The sequence below is a fragment of the Phocaeicola sp. RTP21198st1_B8_RTP21198_201120 genome, from assembly GCF_040929485.1.
GTDB classification, from domain to species: Bacteria; Bacteroidota; Bacteroidia; order Bacteroidales; family Bacteroidaceae; genus Phocaeicola; species Phocaeicola dorei.
In genome coordinates, this window is the sequence record NZ_JBCOCI010000004.1 from 127,915 (window position 1) to 145,161 (window position 17,247).

Sequence of the window (17,247 nt, forward strand, 5' to 3'; positions counted from 1 at the left end):
TATACATATGAAATACTCTTTTATCGTCACGGTATTATGCGGCCTCCTTGTCATAGGTGGCGCATGTACGCACGAAAACGACCCAGAGGATGGCAAAAGAACTAACCAGACGCCCCTCATCGTGAAAGCCACGGCAAGCAATTTCAATCATCTCTCCATATCCGGCTCCCCCTTTGCACGTACTCCCTTGGAAGACGGAGCCGAAACGCAGTTTAGTGCAGGAGACGCCATCGGCATTTTCGCCGTTAAAAATAATGCGATAGCAGATGCCGTCAACAACATCAAACTGACTTATAAGAAAACAGGCATTGACACAGGTGAGTGGATTCCTCCTGCCGGCACTTCGCTCTATTGGAATGAAGGTATGGACTATATCGCGTACTATCCCTACAAGGAAGGTGTCACGATAGATACCGGTAAAACCACGGACGAAATCATGACCTCACTAGTGGACAACGAAAAGCTGAAACCCGGAGCGGATCAATCCGGTTCCGATGAATATACCGCCTGTGACCTGATGACCGCCGTAGGAAAGGTCAGCGAGGAAACCCTGACTTTTGAATTCGAGCATCGGTTCGCATTACTGATATTGAAGCCACAAGCGCATTTCAAATATGTTCCACCCGCGGATGCAGTCTTCACCTATCGCAACAATGGAACATTATCAGACCTGACTGTCGATGTCACAGCCAAAAACGTGAAACTGAACAATGTCACTCCCTGCAAAATGGACGACGGCAGTTTCCGTGCCATTGTCCTCCCCACCAAGACAGCGACAGCCATAGCCGGGAGCTATTCAATAACCGATGTATCAACTTCCGGCACAAGCACAGACAAAACACTGACCTACTCATTCACCCCCTCCACAGCGTTCACTGCAGGATGCTGCTACACCTTAGAGGTGAAAAGCCCGTTATCTGCCATAGAGAAAACACGGGAACTCACTCCCGGTGATTTTGTTTTTTTCACGGCAAACAATAAAATAGAGATTTTCCCCGGAGATGGAGTCTTTGAGGGCAACACAATCCCCGACTACAAAGATGCTGCAGGGATGGTAATTACTTGCGATCCGGAAAAAATGACCGATCCGGAATGCAATAAGAAAGGATGGACACATGCCTATGTGATGGGATTGGAAAACATAGGAGCGGCTAAATGGGGAGACAAGGTAGATGAACCCGATATCCCTAATATGACAACAAACGATTTACTGGAGAATAACATGAATGGCTATTCTGAAACGCAAGTGATATTGAATGCTCATGATGATACTCAACTTAAGAATACATACAAAGCTTTTTTTAAGATAAAAGATTATCGGACGAAAAATAAAATACCGAATGACGAAAATATATGCAGTCCGTGGTTCATGCCGAGTATAGGTCAATGGTTCGATCTGCTCATAAATATAGGGGGAAAATCTCCGAGAACATTTGAAAGACAGTCTGCATACAGTTTAGAAACTCTGATATATGGAACCGAAACAAGAGAAAAAATAAGTAAACAATTAGCCAAAGCCGGAAGTACGTTGGGAGAAATTGTCGGCAACAGAAACATTTTCAGATGCACCACCGAATCCAATGTAGCGACAGATACCTGGATTCTTATTTGGCACTTTGAGATGCTCGATGGCGTTTTTTGGGAAAGAGTAGCTGTCAAAACTTACAGCAAGCTTTCCGATTCCGGATATAACGTTCGTCCTTTCTTCGCTTTTTAACTATCAAAAACGTAACTTCGATATAAGAGTTATCGTATAACTGATTAATAATGAATTAATTCACAAATGTGCTAATATGCCAATTATCATGCGGAATAGAGCGCAGCCAATTGGCATATTAGCACATTGACCCATTGGCAAATTATTCAAAACCATTCTGCAACGAGCGTACCAACGATGCCACCCGTGCATAAGGGGGGGGGCTTGTACCAGCTATCAGCCCGTCTGGTATTCTATTCCATAACCGCTTTATGCCCTTTAAGGCTCTGTTAAGGCGGATAGCCTGCCACAGCTTTGACATAAAGCCATGCTTTTAATGTGCCTTTTCTGGAGACTTCTCGGGAGAAAGATCCCATATCCCTTTTAATCGGTATGCAGATACTAAATTCCGAAGCCGGTACAGTGAACGCTAATCACATTAACTAAAGGCTGTTATCATACAGCCACCCCATTCCATCCATTATTCCACCTTAGTGAAAATGCCATTTCACTAAGGTGAACTACTTGCTTCACCCAGGTGAAAGAAGCGCTTCACCAAGGTGATATTTCGGATGCCGCCGGATAGAAACACAAATCCGCCTATGCTCTTGCCGGAAAACAGCTGCAGAAAAGACACACGCATGAAGAAAACCTGCTTCTGCCGTATGAAAAGCAAGCAGAAGCAGGACTACAAACCGTTTCAGTGGAATTCGAAAAGTATTCGCACGGCATTATATTGATTTACAACAAGATATGGTGACAGAATAAAATAATATAAAAGGGAAAAATGTTTTTTGTTCAAGATCGATATCCCTTACACTGACTATGAAATTAAAGACTTTTCACCTCGTATCGCTTGACTACCGAAAAAAAAGCCGTAAGTTTGCCTCTGTTTACATAAAAACGTAATATGAAACTATCGGCAAAGGAATTTGAATACCAATTTCGCTGTCTTTACCGTCCGCTGAATATGTATGCCCTGCGCTATACTGAAAATCTGGATGACGCAGAAGACATCGTCCAACAAGCCTTCTCTGATGTATGGGAAAAGCTTGTCGGAGGCACATCTATTCAAAATCTGAAAGCTTATATGTACCAAACTGTACGTAACCGCTCACTCACACTGGTAACCAACCGGCAAACACACTGTGAAACAACCGAACTGACAGACTTGGAAGATTTAACAGAAGAAGAACGCATCATCCGGTCAGAACGTGATGCTCGTTTATGGACAGCTATCGACCACCTTCCTACCGAACGGAAAAAGATCTTTCTGCTTTCCAAACGTGACGGCCTTACTTATCAGGAAATTGCCACCGAGCTGGGTATTTCTATAAAGACAGTCGAACATCAAATCAGTAAGGCACTGAAAACATTACGAGAAACAGCCATTAAAATATATACTTTTTTCTTCGGATAAAAAAATCGGCAAGCGAATAGGGGGATTTTGTCTTTTCCCTGTCTTAACAATAAAAAGAAAAAAGATCGCATGGAGAAAGAAGAAAAAGATATTCGTTTTGTAGCCCGGTTCTATCGGGAAAACAGGCTGGACACGACACAAGCCTGGCAAAAACTAGGTATCGGCAAACAGAAAAATAATTCTATCTTATTATATAGACTAATAACTATCGCCGCTGTCACTTTCCTGATAGCCGGATTCAGTTGGTGGTGGATATACGACAGGCAAGATTGGATTGTCATTGCCTCATCCGCACACGCTGTCAAAGAAGTCACGCTTCCGGATAACAGCCATATTACGCTGGCAGAGAATTCGGCCTTACAGTATGACCGCTTGGCATACGGCAAAAAAAACAGGAACGTCACTTTAAACGGAAAAGCATATTTTTCAGTCACACATCAAGAACAATGTCCCTTCAGGGTACAGACCGAACTGGCAAACATACAAGTACTAGGTACGCAATTCCAAGTAACGGCAAATGCAAATCAAACTTCGGCAACCGTAGAGTCTGGAAAAGTCCGTTTTTATAACAAAGAACAAAAAGAAGCTATCCTGACAAAAGGCATGTATGCTTTCATTAACCAAAAAGGACAAATGCAAATAGAAAAGCAAAGTGATCCCAACACTTTTGCATGGAAGACTCACGTGTTTGTTTATAATGAAGCCCCCTTGAAAAAGGTAGTAAAAGAACTAGAAGAAGTCTATAAGGTCCATATCGGCGGAATTCCACAAAAAGAGTACTATTTGACCACGACCTTTGACAATACTCCGATAGAAGACATAATTGAAATCATAAACCAAACACTAGATACAAAACTAGACATAACCCAATGATGCAATTCCATTCTAAATTTTCTTTTCTTCTGCTCCTTTGCCTCATGCACATTTGCATTGAGGCAAAAGGAACAGAACATGACGAACCCCTCGTAACATTAGATATGAAACAAACCCCCATCCGTAAAGTTTTAGCAGAAATCACCCGGCAGACAGGTGTAACCTTTTCGTATGAATCCTCTTTAACAAAACATCTGTTACCGATAGATATAACAATAACCGCCCAGCCGTTATCCCACTGTTTGCGCATTCTGTTTCAAAAACTGTCCGTAGAATATATACAATCAGGCAAATACATCATCCTCAAGAAAAAACAGAAAAACATTGTAATCAGCGGCTTCATACGAGACAAATCCTCCTCAGAGTCCCTTATAGGCGCCTCCATCTATGATGCTAAAAGCCATCAAGGAACAACCAGCAACGCCGACGGCTTTTTCAGCCTGACCCTGGAAGCCGGAAACGATGTATACCTGAACATCTCCTATGTAGGTTATGACAGTTTCCACCGTTCATTCATACAATTGGAACAAGACACGCTGCTTCCGGTTCTGCTGAACAGCCACCAGCAATTAGCCGAAGTAGTAGTGACCGGAGAATATACCTCTTCTCCATTAGTCCAAACATCCGATATGGGACATACCCGTCTCAACAAAGACCTGATCCAACAAACCCCGGTATTATTCGGAGAAGCTGATATTATAAAAACCCTACAGACCTTGCCGGGTGTATCGGCAGGCACAGCCGGATTGGCAGGAATGTATGTGCGGGGCGGTAATGGAGACGACAATCTTTATATGATAGAAGGGAATCCGTTATACCAGATCAACCATGTGGGCGGTCTGTTTTCCTCCTTCAACGCCGAAGCCGTAAAGGATGTAGAATTCTTTAAGTCCGCCTTCCCCGCCCGTTACGGAGGAAGACTGTCCAGCGTAGTCGATATCCATACAAAGGATGGCAACATGAAAGAATATCACGGAAGCGCCATGCTGGGACTGACCTCAGGCAGCCTGAATCTGGAAGGTCCGTTGGTCAAAGACCGGACCTCATTCAACTTTGCATTACGCCGTTCATGGATTGACGCGCTTTCGGCCCCAACCATCGCCATCTGGAACGCTACCAGAAATAAAGGAGAAACCCAAATAGTGGCACGATACGCTTTTACCGACATGAACTTTAAACTCAACCACCAGTTCAATGACCGCAGCCGCGGATATGCCGGTCTTTACTGGGGAAACGATTTTTTGAAGGGAGGAGAAAAAAGAGAAGGTGACAACGGATATGAAAGCAGAAACACCGGCAAACTGCGATGGGGAAACATCATGGCATTTACCGGCTGGTCATACGTATTCAACAACCAACTCTTCGGTAATGTGAATGCCGCCTTTACCCACTACTCTTCCACCTTGAAAGGAGACTACTACCAAGGAACAGAAGCCAACTACGTATCACAGGAAAGTTCAACCCAGAACCGCATTGACGACCTCAGCATACGAGCCAATTTCGATTTCCGCCCCAATGCTTCCCATCAGTTGCATTTCGGCACTCATTATATTTACCACCGTTTTCATCCCGTAGACGAAAAATCGTATTTTTCCAATGGTATGACCACCCAGACCAGACAAAACAACGACACTGCCCTACCTGCACATGAATTAGGCATATATATGGAAGAAGACTGGAAAATGAACAAAAGAATACGTTTGAACGCCGGGGTTCACCTCGGACTATACACCATTGACGGAAAAACGTACACTTCTCTGGAGCCCCGTTTTTCCAGTCGTTTCCTGATCAATCCGCAACTCAGCCTCAAAGCCTCTTATACCCGGATGAGCCAATATGTACATCAAGTCAATGAAAGCTACATCAACCTGCCCACAGACACATGGATACCGGTCAGCCGCAAGCTGAAACCGATGCAGAGCGACCAACTGGCTGTAGGAGCTTATTACACCACCGGCAACAAAATCTACTCTTTCTCCATAGAAGGATATTATAAATGGATGAAACATCTGATGGACTATAAAGACAACTACCAGTTTCTCCCTCCTTCCACCAGCTGGGAAGATAAACTGACTCAAGGAAAAGGACGTTCTTACGGCGTAGAACTTATTGCCCGCAAAGAAAAAGGAAAAATAACCGGATGGGCAGGTTATACTCTAAGCTGGAATGACAGACAGTTCACTGAGATAAATAAAGGCAAGCGTTTTCCTGCCAAATTCGACAACCGGCATAAATTCAATATAATAGCCAATTGGAAAATCAAGCCCAAACTGGAGTTGACCGGAAGCTGGACCTACGCAACCGGTAACCGGCTCACGGTTTCTTTCGAAAACTACCAGGCCGTTTCTCCCCAACATCCGTTTCCGGGAGGCAGCCTGGTTCCTCCTTATATAGATTCAGGCGGATTAGACTATTATACGGAACGTAATAATTTCCAACTTCCCGCCTATCACAGACTCGACTTGGGCATCAATATTTACCGGCCAAAGAAAAAGAACCGGATGGGAATATGGAATATCAGCATCTACAATGTCTATTCCTACATGGCACCCGTCAGCATACGCAAAGGATGGTGGTATAATAACGACTGCTTCTATACCCTGGGCATAGTTCCCATTATACCATCAGTTTCTTACACTTATAAATTTTAAATGATTATGAAACATCTGCTATATACATTACTTCTCGGAGTGTTCCTTACCTCCTGTTATCGAAAAATAGATTTGGACGAATATCGCACTACGCCCAAAATGGTAATAAACAGTGTAGTATCCCCCGACACAGTGGTAATGGCCTCCATCACCCGGACCTGGTTCTATCCAGACAAGAAGCCTTATGTCAATCTCCCTCACGCCCATGTGGAGCTCTATATCAACAATCAATACATAGAAACCATGCAATGGAAAACACTGAATAATCCCCGGAACCCAGACCAGCCGGATACCTTATTCCTTTCAAATACAATCCCGGCAGAAGGAGACCGGATAAAAATTGTTGCATCCACCCCCGAATATGGTACAGTAACGGCAGAAGATATCATACCAAAGAAAGTACCTATAAAAAACGCCAGTCATACAATAAAAAAAGGTAACGGAGTTTATCAAGGAACAATTTCCGACTATTTTGAAATATACTATGAAGTCACGTTTGATGAATTTCCGGAAAAGAACAATTATTATCTGGCCAAAATCACACAAATAAAAACGGGCTATTACGGTTACTACGAAACAAAAATAGATTATATAGATCCTGTATTCAAGGAACAGGATGCCATATTGGACGAAAGTATGGCATTCAACGGATTGGAAAAAAGAGGAGGAGCCCTCTTTACCGACCAAAGCATTAACGGACAAACCTATACTTTACAAATAAAAGAGACAACGGCAGAGTTAGACGAAACAGAACAAAGAATCATTTCCATCTATTCCCTTTCCGAATCCTACTTTTTATACCTGTTGTCCTTACAAAAAATTGCCGGAAGCACGTTAGAAGGAGGCTTGGGTAACATTGGACTAGCCGAACCTCTACGGGTTTACAGCAATGTGGAGGGAGGAACCGGCATTCTGGGCGGTAACCAACATTCGGAAACAACTATAACATTGAATAACCCATCTAAAAAATAATTGATTATGGATACATTACAACAAACTCCCGCCTTATGGTATTGGAGCGAACCCGCATCGGGATACAGCATTGAAGATTGCGAACAGATTGTAGCAGAAGAGATGCAAACAGCAAAAGCAGACTAAAAGTTCTGGCCACCGTAGGGGTACATTAAAATGTCCCCCTACGGTAAAAAAGAAATTTCACGCCTCAATGGATAATTCCCCCGCAAATGTTCAAATTCTTCGGGATGCCGTTTCAATGCATCACTGTCACGAGTCGGATCATACACCTGTAGAAAAGCCTCTTCCGGATCAGAAGAATAATCCATATACGGCAAAGCGGGCGGTACTATTTTAAAATCAGCCTGTATATGGAAGAAGTTACAAAGCTCCTCCAATGCCATCCGTGTAGCATTCGACTTTCCGTCAGCTGAATACCCTGCTATATGAGGGGTTCCCAAAAAAACTTTCTGCAACAAATCCGGGTGAATATCCGGTTCATTTTCCCACGTATCAATAACCGCATCACGTATCCGGCCTGTCTTCAGCGCATCAAGCAAAGCCAATGTCTCCATTACTTCTCCACGAGAAGTATTCACAATAAAAGGTTTCCGTTGCAAACCGACAAAGAAATCCGCATCCGCCAGATGGAACGTTTTATATTTCCCATTCCTGTTCAGCGGAGTATGAAAGGTTATTATATCACATTCCCGTGCCAGCACAGACAAATCCACAAATCCTGTTTCCCCCCGGTCCGTACGTGGAGGATCATTCAGCAAGACCCGCATCCCCAATGCCTCCGCCATACGTTGGATACGGCTTCCCACATGTCCTACCCCAACAATACCCAGACAGCTTTCTTCCAATCTCACCCCCTTCCGGCGTTTCAACAATAATAATACCGAATGCAGGTACTGCTCCACACTGCCGGCATTACAACCGGGACAATTTTTCCATACAATTCCCGCCTCATCACAATAGTCCACATCAATATGATCAAAGCCGATGGTTGCAGTAGCAATGAATTTCACCTTGCTTCCTTCCAGCAGTTCGCGGTTACAACGGGTACGGGTACGGATCACCAATGCGTCAGCATCCCGTACATCCCCGGCGGTAAAACCACTGCCGGGCAAATACACCACTTCATCGGCTATCTGTTCGACAGCTTCATGTATATAAGGTATTTTATTATCTACAATTATTTTCATCTTTCAAAAACTTGCTTGGGAACAAAGGTAGACACTTTTACCGAATAATAATTGGCTGATTAGAAAACTTTGCATAGATTTGTACATTCAATAAAACAGCTGTTATGTCCAAGATTCTTGTAATCTGCTTTTCATCCATCAATAATGTGGCAATGGCAATCCCGGTCATTCACTCATTGGCTACGCAATATGCCCAGCATCAAATCATGGTGCTGAGCATAGACACATTCTCCCCCTTATTCGAGAATGTGCCGGACAATGTTATTTTCCGTGGAGCAGATTTCAGAGGAGAACATGCCGGATTAATGGGTCTGGGATGGCTGTACAATGATTTAAAAGAAGAAAAATTTGATGCCGTAGCCGCTTTCCAGCCCACATTCCGCAGCCGTTTTCTTTGCTGGCGTTTTCGTCTGGCAGGCATAAAAGCAGCCCACATCAAGCAGAACAGGCGGGAACTGCAAAAACTGATACGGCGGAAACATAAAATTTATACAGAGCAAGACTCCTTTTTTCAGCGCTGTGCCCATACGCTCAGTCAGATAGGTTACCCCATCCGGTTAAGTTTCCTCTCCCTTTTCGGAAAGAATAAAGGCAATATTTCCAGCCTGGCGCCGTTAACCGGTGAGAAGAACCAAGAAACATGGATTGGAATCGCTCCCTTTGCAACACATGTAGGCAAAATCTATCCGTTGTCAAAGCAAGAGCAGATCCTCAAACATTTATCTGCACGCGACCATACAAAAATCTTCTTATTCGGAGGCGGAAAAAAAGAAATCAAAGTATTGGAAGAATGGGCCCAACATTTCCCCAATGTCATCTCAACAGCCGGCAAACTAACCATAAATATGGAATTGGCCCTCATGAGCAATATGGACGTCATGCTGGTAATGGATGCCGCCAATATGCACCTTGCATCACTAGTGAACATCCCGGTTGTGTCCATTTGGGGGGCAACGCATCCCTGTGCAGGCTTTGCAGGATGGAATCAGTCTGCGGCAAACATAATACAGATAGACCTGCCCTGCCGTCCTTGTTCCTTATCCGGAGAAAAGCACTGTTATAGAAAAGATTATGCCTGTCTGCAAGGCATAACTCCCGAAATGGTAATAGAACACATAAACAAAGTCATCAATTAAATGAAACAAATAAATCTCATATATTATTCCGTTTTCTTTTTGTGGTATTTGCTTTCGCTTCTACCCTTACGATTCTTATATTTCATATCCGATCTTCTTTTTTATCCGCTCTATTATTGCATCCGCTACAGACGTAAAATCATACGCAATAATTTATCGAACTCATTCCCCGAGAAAGATTTAAAAGAGATTGTCCAAATCGAGAAACAATTTTACTCTTTCTTTTGCGACTATATAGTAGAAACGCTCAAGTTATTCTCCATTTCAAAAAAACAACTGATGAGAAGAATGACTTTTGAAGGACTGGACGAGATAGTGGAAAACATGAACAAAAAGAACAAAGACTTCTGTTTTATCTATTTAGGGCATTATTGCAACTGGGAATGGATTGCATCCTTGCCTTATTGGATTTCCAAAGACATATCCTGCGGACAAATCTATCATCCACTGTACAATCAGGCTTTCGACAAACTATTTCTAAGATTACGCAACCAGTTCGGAGGCGAATGCATCCCCATGAAAACGACTTTGCGCCGCATCATTGAATTGAAACGGACAAAGCAAAAGGCAATTATCGGATTTATTTCGGACCAAGCACCCAAGTGGAACAGCATACATCACTGGACTGAATTTCTAAACCAAGAAACACCGGTTTTCATCGGTACGGAGAAAATAGGCAAGCAAGTGGACGCCTTGATTTATTATGCTGACATAACACGGGTCAAAAGAGGATACTACCACTGCCGGCTCAAACCATTGTGCGATACCCCCCGGCAAGTACCCGATTTTGAATTGACCGATTTGTTTACCCGAGAATTGGAACAAACAATAAAAGCGCATCCCCAATATTGGCTCTGGAGCCATAACCGCTGGAAAAGAACCAAAGAAGAGTGGCTGCGCAGACAACAGGAAGAAACTAAGTGATTATGGAAAAATATGATTATTTGATAGTAGGTGCCGGTTTGTTCGGCGCCGTTTTTGCCCACGAGGCAAAACGAGTAGGTAAACATTGCCTGGTAATTGACAAGCGCAATCATCGCGGAGGCAATATCTACTGTGAAGATATAGAGGGCATCCATGTACATAAATATGGTGCACATATCTTCCATACCGACAATAAAGAAGTGTGGGACTATGTAAACAGCTTTGTCGAATTCAACCGATACACCAACTCCCCTTTGGCTTACTTTGACGGGAAATTATACAATCTTCCCTTCAACATGAACACTTTTTATCAGCTGTGGGGAGTAAAGACTCCGGCGGAAGCCAAGGCCAAGATAGAAGAGCAACGTAAAGAATTTGACCATATCGCCACCCCCGCCAACCTGGAGGAGCAAGCATTAAAGCTATGTGGAAAAGACATTTACCATCGCCTTATCAAAGGTTATACAGAGAAACAATGGGGACGTTCCGCCAAAGAATTACCGGCATTCATCATCAAACGTATTCCTTTCCGTTTCATTTATGACAACAACTATTTCAATGACAGCTACCAAGGAATCCCCAAAGGCGGATACAACGCCCTTATCGATGCGTTACTGGAAGGAACCGAGGTTCGTCTCAACACCAATTATTTCAGCAACCGCAATGAACTGGACGCATTGGCAGACAATATCCTGTTCACCGGATGCATAGACCAGTTCTTCGATTACCAATGCGGACATCTGGAATACAGAAGCCTGCGCTTTGAACATAAACAGCTGGAAACAGAGGATTTCCAAGGCAACGCAGTAGTCAATTATACAGAACGTGAGGTACCCTATACCCGAATCATTGAGCACAAGCACTTTGAATTCGGCACACAGCCCACCACTGTAATCACGTATGAATATCCCGATGATTTCGCGCCGGGCAAAGAACCTTACTATCCGATAAACGACAAGCGGAACACCGAAATGATGAGCCAATATAAAAAACTGGCCTCTGAGCGGAAAGACGTTTTATTCGGAGGCCGTCTGGCACAATACGCATACGCCGACATGGACGATACCGTAGCCGCCGCCCTCGCCTTATGCAAAAAGACATTTAAATAAAAGGAAATCCTTGGACTCCCCAAGGTTTTCCGCTAAATTTGCATGATATTCCTAAATTGACAAACAACATAGATAACAAACCAATGAAGTGCCTTCATATCATAACACCCGTAAAAGATTCGATTGACTCCACGCTTGAAACCGTAAAAGCAATCATGGAATCGGATATTTTGGTTCCTTTCACTTATACTGTCTATAACGATTTCAGCACGGAAGAAAATACCCATCGGCTGGAAGAGGCCGCCCGTCAATGGAATTTTCGTCTGGTCAACTTATCAGACCTGACCGACCACCCCTCTCCCAACTATCTACTGGTGTTACAAACAGCACAAAAAGAAGCCATCGAAGCAGATGCAGGATTACTGATTGTGGAATCGGATGTTATTGTCAAAAAAAACACATTGCAATCACTATACAATGGAGCATTGCAACAGAAACAATGCGGAATTGCAGCAGCTGTGACAACCGATGAAAAAGGCGTAATCAATTACCCCTACCTACACGCCAAGGGACACGAGAATCAAGTGTACCCGGAAAAAAAGCATTGCAGCTTCTGCTGTTCACTACTCACCCCCGGACTGCTGAAAGCATTTGACTTTCAAACATTAGACCCAAGCAAGAACTGGTATGATGTGACCATCTCGCACGAGTCACTGAAACGAGGTTTCCAAAACTACCTGTTCACCACGTTGCCCGTATGGCACAGGCCCCATAGCAGCCGTCCGTGGAAACAACTGAAATACAAGAATCCTTTAAAATATTACTGGTTGAAATATACCAAAGGACTAGACAAAATTTAACACTATTATAATGATATGAGCAAGACAGAGCGTTTGTTTCATCCCCGCACCTTAGTGATTCACCCTGATTTCAAAAATCTGGAAGAATTTATAGTATCCATTCCCGAACGTTTCCAAAGGAATGAAGGTACTGTTATTCACCAAGGGCGCAATGAATTGCGGAAAATGGAATACAATGGCAAAGAATATGTTATCAAATCCTTTCACAGCCCCCACCTTATCAACCGGTTTGTATATGGCATATTTCGTCCATCCAAGGCAAAACGCTCTTACGACCATGCAGAAATGCTGCTGAAAATAGGTGTAGGCACTCCGCAACCGGTGGGATATATGAATATACGTTCAGGGCTGCTGTTCGATAAAAGTTATTATATCAGCCTCCTCTCCACCTGCCCCTACATTTACGACAACCTGTTCACACAGCAATTCGACTACGCCGAGGAAGTATTCCGCGCCATAGGCAAAGTGACCGCCCGTCTTCACGAACACGGATACGCCCACAAAGACTACGGACGTGCCAACATCCTGTTTCAGAAAACTCCCAATGGCATAACAATAGAAATTGTCGATTTGAACCGGATGTACATCGGCCCCATAGATATGAAGACCGGCTGCAAAAACTTTGAACGCCTGCCGGCAACTCCACAAATGCACCGATGGATGGCAGAAGAATACGCCAAGGCACGGAACTTTGATGTGGAAAAATGCTTTGAGCTCATGAGAGCCTATAGAAGCGTACAGCCGGGAAAAATAGATAACCTTTACTAAAAACTAAATGCATCATGAACATTATAGCCGTAGTTGTAACCTACAACCGAATGGAACTTCTGAAAAGAAATATTCGTTGTCTGCAACAAAACAAGCCGATATCTTCCATTGTAATAGTAAATAACGGAAGCACGGACGGTACAACGGAATGGCTTGCCGCACAGGAAGGGCTGACAATAATCAATCAGACCAATGTGGGCGGTGCGGGAGGATTCTATACAGGCATACAATACGCTTATCAGGCGGGTGCCGACTGGATTTGGTGCATGGATGACGATGTATTTCCGCGGGCCGACTGTCTGGAACAACTCTTGCCGTATACCGACAAGAAAGATATCGGCATACTGGCCCCTCGCAGGTTGCTCGAAGGAGAAATATTCACCCATGACTTCCAGGCATACAACCTGAGCAATCCTTTTGTATCCATGTACAGCAAGAAACTGGCAGGACGGCACATCACCTCACCGACAGAAATTACGGGAACAGCTTTCGAAGGTCCGTTCATCCGCCGCGAAGTCGTTGAGAAGATAGGTCTTCCCAATAAAGACCTTTTCATTTTCTGTGATGATACAGATTACTGTCTCCGCACCATACGGGCAGGGTACAAAATACTCTATATACCTGATGCCCTGATGGATAAAGAGAAATTCTTCTCCAACGACACATGGAATGAGCGAAGCAAGAAGAAAAAGTGGAAACGCTTTTATCAGATCCGTAATTCAACTTATTTAAACCATCACTACGGACGCAACATAGCAGTGAAATATCTTCGCGGCTTCAACGGAGTAATGGGATATATTTTCATCGCGTTGTTCACCAGTCCGTTTGCAAAAGCCTATCAATGGAAAGATATACCCCGATTATGGAAAGCCTATTGCGACGGAATACATGAAAAACTTGGAATTATGAGTTAAAAAACGGCAACGCTCTTACCAGTTAATGTTTCATAATAAACTAGCATTTATATACTATATTTACAGAAAAAGAGTAAATTTGTTATATAATTAAATATCAGAATATTATGAGAAAACTAAGGATTACGTTATCTATTATAATGAGTTCAGAATAAAACAAATTCTTTTGACAATAGTATTAATTATCTCTAATATGACAGGTAGAAATCAATAATCATTGGTTATTTATGAGCAATTTATTACTATCCAAAATAGGGCACGTTATATCCGAATTTCCTTTGGCTTTTAAACAAACGAAAGAAGTCAAATTATTCATGACATTGCTGGTAAAAAACGAAGAAGGGATGCTGGAAGAGAATCTACAGTTCCATAAAGCGATGGGAGTGGACGGGTTTATCATTACTGATAATAACTCCACAGACTCAACTCCGGACATTATCCGTAAATACAAACAAAAAGGGTGGATTAAAGAAGTGATAGAAGAAAAGGCTACCAACTATGAACAAAAGGACTGGGTAGACCGTATGATTTGGAAAGCCAAAACCATTTATAAGGCCGACTGGATTATCAATGCCGATGCCGACGAATTATGGTATGCCCCTACCGGCAATTTGAAAGATGAATTATATGCCACCAATGCCAATGTGCTGAATTGTGAAATGAGAAGTGTCTATCCTGAAGAAGAAAAGCCCTTTTGGCAATGGGATAAGACTGTAAAAGCGGTAACCGAACCTGAAAAATATGACTTGTCACTCTATTCGCTGTTTGAGCGTCAGAACAAAAAAGTCATTCACCGGACTGCCGGTTACCTGCAAATTTCAATGGGAAACCATAAAGTAACCATGTTCCCACAAAACTCTGCCGACAGCCATATCCATGTATATCATTACAATATACGCGGCAAGCAGCAGTTTATGGAAAAGATGATAAATGGCGGCAAGCAACTGGAGCAACACAAGGGCAAACACGGAGGTCGCCACTGGCGCTACTTCTATCAGTTACATAAAGAAGGAAAACTAGAGGCTGAATATGAACGTGTTATCGGCAGTGCTTATTTTGAAGCACTTCGCAAAGACGGATTCATTATTCCGGATGTAACGATTCCTAATTTCTTTAAAAGATTAAAACCTGATATATAATGAAACATGCATTTCTGATTATCGCCCACAATGAATATCCGGTACTGGAGGTACTACTTTCCATGTTGGACGATGAACGTAATGACATTTATTTGCATATTGACAAACGGGCTACAGAACTGTTTCAGCAAATAAAAAAAGTCAAAATGCAGAAAGCCGGCTTTTATTTAATAGAAAATCCCATCGAAGTATATTGGGGTGATATCAGCCAAGTACAAGTAGAATATCTTCTCTTTGAAACGGCCTTATCACACGGTTCCTATGCTTATTATCATTTATTATCCGGAACGGATTTGCCCATAAAAAGCCAAGATTACATTCATGCTTTTTTCCAGCAGAATGCCGGTAAAGAATTTGTAGGCTTTTGGCAGGATGCCGCTCATCAGCGTGATTTGGAGCGCAAAGTATTCCGATACTATTTTTTTACAAAAAGGTTAAAAGATAAGGAACATCTGTTACATGGAATTACAGCATTAATCCGAAACCTCATATTAGCAGTACAGAAAATAAGCCATTATCGCAGAAAACAAACTTTTGAATTCAAAAAAGGAGGAAATTGGATAAGTATTACCGAAAACGCAGTCAAGTATCTATTACAATACAAAGAGATTGTATTAAATCGTATGAAATATACACTTTGCGCAGATGAAATATTCATTCAAACTATTTTATGGAACTCTCCTTTTCGAGAAAGAATGCATTGTACGAACAATGCCAATACCGGTAGTATGCGGGAAATTGACTGGGAGCATGGCAGCCCCTATATATGGCAAGACCATGATTATCAAACGCTTATTAACTCTAATAAAATATTTGCACGGAAATTCAATTCAAACCAGATGGGAATTGTCTACAAGATTCAAAAATTATATTTAAAACAAGTTCCCAAATGAATATACTATTTTATACTACCAATGAAGTTGCGCCACAATACGGAGGTGTTGAAAGAGTTACTGCTAATATTGCAAATGCATTAACTACTTTTTATAATGTGAACTGTTACTCTGCCTATAAATACAACATTGACAAATCCTTTATTAAACAGCAATTCGTTAATACAATTAAAATCAATTCTTATCACAATCTCAATAATTTAATCCAATTTATAGAACAAAATAAAATTGACGTCATTATTAATCAAGGAGAGCATAAGTTAACTAAGAGTTTAAGACTTGCTTTAAACCAGTCTCAAAATAAAAAATGCAAGCTAATGTTTGCACTCCACGTAAGTCCTGCCACGGAGATTAATTTCATCACCTTAGATAATCCTAAAAAAGAACTAAAAGAAGGAAAGAACATTAGGAAAAACATCAGCAAATTTTTATCCTTTCCATATCAAAAGATAAGAAAAATAATAAAACTACCTATTTTATATAGAGAGTCATATCATTTTGCCGATAAGGTTATCTTATTATCCTCTCATTTCAAAAAGCCGTTTCTAGAATACTCTCATTTGAAAGATGATAGTAAAATAAGAATAATCCATAATGCTCTTTCATTCCACTCTTTCTATGATTTAGCCAACTATAATCACAAAAAGAAAGAAGTACTTATTGTATCCAGACTGGAAGAAGAACCTAAAAGAATTTCTCTGGCTTTAAAGATTTGGAAGGAAATTGAACAGACCATACTCTATCCGAATGGAAGCTAAAAAT

At 42.1% G+C, this 17,247-nt stretch carries 16 protein-coding genes; 14 read left to right on the plus strand and 2 right to left on the minus strand.

All coding sequences use genetic code 11. The features are described from left to right. Nucleotides 1-7: 7 nt before the first annotated feature. Nucleotides 8-1,717, plus strand: a complete 1,710-nt coding sequence (locus AB5935_RS03860; protein WP_038612689.1) for a fimbrillin family protein — start codon at nucleotides 8-10, stop codon at nucleotides 1,715-1,717. 142 nt (nucleotides 1,718-1,859) lie between these two features. Here AB5935_RS03860 and AB5935_RS03865 read toward each other — a convergent pair whose 3' ends face one another. Next, complete coding sequence (locus AB5935_RS03865; RefSeq protein WP_153880852.1) at nucleotides 1,860-2,018, minus strand: hypothetical protein; 159 nt, start codon at nucleotides 2,016-2,018, stop codon at nucleotides 1,860-1,862. A 588-nt stretch (nucleotides 2,019-2,606) separates the two neighbouring features. Between AB5935_RS03865 and AB5935_RS03870 the strand changes: the two genes are divergently transcribed. The 4 genes from AB5935_RS03870 to AB5935_RS03885 all read left to right on the plus strand — a co-directional run bounded on the left by AB5935_RS03870 (nucleotide 2,607) and on the right by AB5935_RS03885 (nucleotide 7,612). Beyond that, nucleotides 2,607-3,116, plus strand: a complete 510-nt coding sequence (locus AB5935_RS03870; RefSeq protein ID WP_007833895.1) for an RNA polymerase sigma-70 factor — start codon at nucleotides 2,607-2,609, stop codon at nucleotides 3,114-3,116. Nucleotides 3,117-3,185: 69 nt separating this feature from the next. After that, entirely contained in the window at nucleotides 3,186-3,989 is an 804-nt protein-coding gene (locus AB5935_RS03875; RefSeq protein ID WP_007833896.1) for a FecR family protein, read from the plus strand. Next, nucleotides 3,986-6,640 carry a TonB-dependent receptor gene (locus AB5935_RS03880; RefSeq protein ID WP_038612057.1) on the plus strand — a complete coding sequence of 885 codons (2,655 nt, stop codon included), beginning with the start codon at nucleotides 3,986-3,988 and terminating at the stop codon, nucleotides 6,638-6,640. Before AB5935_RS03875 ends, AB5935_RS03880 begins: the two co-directional genes overlap by 4 nt. Nucleotides 6,641-6,646: 6 nt before the next feature. Next, on the plus strand, nucleotides 6,647-7,612 hold the full coding sequence (locus AB5935_RS03885) for a DUF4249 domain-containing protein (RefSeq protein ID WP_007841477.1): 966 nt from the start codon (nucleotides 6,647-6,649) through the stop codon (nucleotides 7,610-7,612). 164 nt (nucleotides 7,613-7,776) lie between these two features. Here the strand turns inward: AB5935_RS03885 and pdxB are convergent, their stop codons facing one another. Beyond that, on the minus strand, nucleotides 7,777-8,802 hold the full coding sequence (gene pdxB / locus AB5935_RS03890) for a 4-phosphoerythronate dehydrogenase PdxB (protein ID WP_038612060.1): 1,026 nt from the start codon (nucleotides 8,800-8,802) through the stop codon (nucleotides 7,777-7,779). A gap of 104 nt (nucleotides 8,803-8,906) precedes the next feature. Between pdxB and AB5935_RS03895 the strand changes: the two genes are divergently transcribed. The 9 genes from AB5935_RS03895 (at nucleotide 8,907) to AB5935_RS03935 (ending at nucleotide 17,243) form a co-directional block, all read left to right on the plus strand. Continuing rightward, nucleotides 8,907-9,938 (plus strand): glycosyltransferase family 9 protein, encoded by a 1,032-nt coding sequence (locus AB5935_RS03895; RefSeq protein WP_038612063.1) that lies wholly within the window; start codon nucleotides 8,907-8,909, stop codon nucleotides 9,936-9,938. Then, nucleotides 9,939-10,862: a lysophospholipid acyltransferase family protein gene (locus tag AB5935_RS03900; protein ID WP_007833904.1), complete on the plus strand. Its 924-nt coding sequence runs from the start codon at nucleotides 9,939-9,941 to the stop codon at nucleotides 10,860-10,862. A gap of 2 nt (nucleotides 10,863-10,864) precedes the next feature. Then, nucleotides 10,865-11,971 (plus strand): UDP-galactopyranose mutase, encoded by a 1,107-nt coding sequence (gene glf, locus AB5935_RS03905; RefSeq protein ID WP_005850118.1) that lies wholly within the window; start codon nucleotides 10,865-10,867, stop codon nucleotides 11,969-11,971. Nucleotides 11,972-12,054: 83 nt separating this feature from the next. Continuing rightward, nucleotides 12,055-12,771 (plus strand): hypothetical protein, encoded by a 717-nt coding sequence (locus AB5935_RS03910; RefSeq protein WP_008666588.1) that lies wholly within the window; start codon nucleotides 12,055-12,057, stop codon nucleotides 12,769-12,771. 15 nt (nucleotides 12,772-12,786) lie between these two features. Continuing rightward, nucleotides 12,787-13,539 carry a lipopolysaccharide kinase InaA family protein gene (locus AB5935_RS03915; RefSeq protein ID WP_005844246.1) on the plus strand — a complete coding sequence of 251 codons (753 nt, stop codon included), beginning with the start codon at nucleotides 12,787-12,789 and terminating at the stop codon, nucleotides 13,537-13,539. 14 nt (nucleotides 13,540-13,553) lie between these two features. Further along, complete coding sequence (locus AB5935_RS03920) at nucleotides 13,554-14,453, plus strand: glycosyltransferase family 2 protein (protein ID WP_038612067.1); 900 nt, start codon at nucleotides 13,554-13,556, stop codon at nucleotides 14,451-14,453. A gap of 227 nt (nucleotides 14,454-14,680) precedes the next feature. Further along, on the plus strand, nucleotides 14,681-15,592 hold the full coding sequence (locus AB5935_RS03925) for a glycosyltransferase family 2 protein (protein WP_007833909.1): 912 nt from the start codon (nucleotides 14,681-14,683) through the stop codon (nucleotides 15,590-15,592). Then, complete coding sequence (locus AB5935_RS03930; RefSeq protein WP_007833911.1) at nucleotides 15,592-16,485, plus strand: beta-1,6-N-acetylglucosaminyltransferase; 894 nt, start codon at nucleotides 15,592-15,594, stop codon at nucleotides 16,483-16,485. Before AB5935_RS03925 ends, AB5935_RS03930 begins: the two co-directional genes overlap by 1 nt. After that, nucleotides 16,482-17,243 (plus strand): hypothetical protein, encoded by a 762-nt coding sequence (locus AB5935_RS03935; RefSeq protein ID WP_368327327.1) that lies wholly within the window; start codon nucleotides 16,482-16,484, stop codon nucleotides 17,241-17,243. Before AB5935_RS03930 ends, AB5935_RS03935 begins: the two co-directional genes overlap by 4 nt. Nucleotides 17,244-17,247: the final 4 nt, after the last annotated feature.

Coding starts and splice junctions, on each gene's coding strand:
- AB5935_RS03860 (WP_038612689.1), top strand. CDS start 8: ATGAAATACTCTTTTATCGTCACGGTATTATGCGGCCTCCTTGTCATA.
- AB5935_RS03865 (WP_153880852.1), bottom strand. CDS start 2,018: ATGTCAAAGCTGTGGCAGGCTATCCGCCTTAACAGAGCCTTAAAGGGC.
- AB5935_RS03870 (WP_007833895.1), top strand. CDS start 2,607: ATGAAACTATCGGCAAAGGAATTTGAATACCAATTTCGCTGTCTTTAC.
- AB5935_RS03875 (WP_007833896.1), top strand. CDS start 3,186: ATGGAGAAAGAAGAAAAAGATATTCGTTTTGTAGCCCGGTTCTATCGG.
- AB5935_RS03880 (WP_038612057.1), top strand. CDS start 3,986: ATGATGCAATTCCATTCTAAATTTTCTTTTCTTCTGCTCCTTTGCCTC.
- AB5935_RS03885 (WP_007841477.1), top strand. CDS start 6,647: ATGAAACATCTGCTATATACATTACTTCTCGGAGTGTTCCTTACCTCC.
- pdxB (WP_038612060.1), bottom strand. CDS start 8,802: ATGAAAATAATTGTAGATAATAAAATACCTTATATACATGAAGCTGTC.
- AB5935_RS03895 (WP_038612063.1), top strand. CDS start 8,907: ATGTCCAAGATTCTTGTAATCTGCTTTTCATCCATCAATAATGTGGCA.
- AB5935_RS03900 (WP_007833904.1), top strand. CDS start 9,939: ATGAAACAAATAAATCTCATATATTATTCCGTTTTCTTTTTGTGGTAT.
- glf (WP_005850118.1), top strand. CDS start 10,865: ATGGAAAAATATGATTATTTGATAGTAGGTGCCGGTTTGTTCGGCGCC.
- AB5935_RS03910 (WP_008666588.1), top strand. CDS start 12,055: ATGAAGTGCCTTCATATCATAACACCCGTAAAAGATTCGATTGACTCC.
- AB5935_RS03915 (WP_005844246.1), top strand. CDS start 12,787: ATGAGCAAGACAGAGCGTTTGTTTCATCCCCGCACCTTAGTGATTCAC.
- AB5935_RS03920 (WP_038612067.1), top strand. CDS start 13,554: ATGAACATTATAGCCGTAGTTGTAACCTACAACCGAATGGAACTTCTG.
- AB5935_RS03925 (WP_007833909.1), top strand. CDS start 14,681: ATGAGCAATTTATTACTATCCAAAATAGGGCACGTTATATCCGAATTT.
- AB5935_RS03930 (WP_007833911.1), top strand. CDS start 15,592: ATGAAACATGCATTTCTGATTATCGCCCACAATGAATATCCGGTACTG.
- AB5935_RS03935 (WP_368327327.1), top strand. CDS start 16,482: ATGAATATACTATTTTATACTACCAATGAAGTTGCGCCACAATACGGA.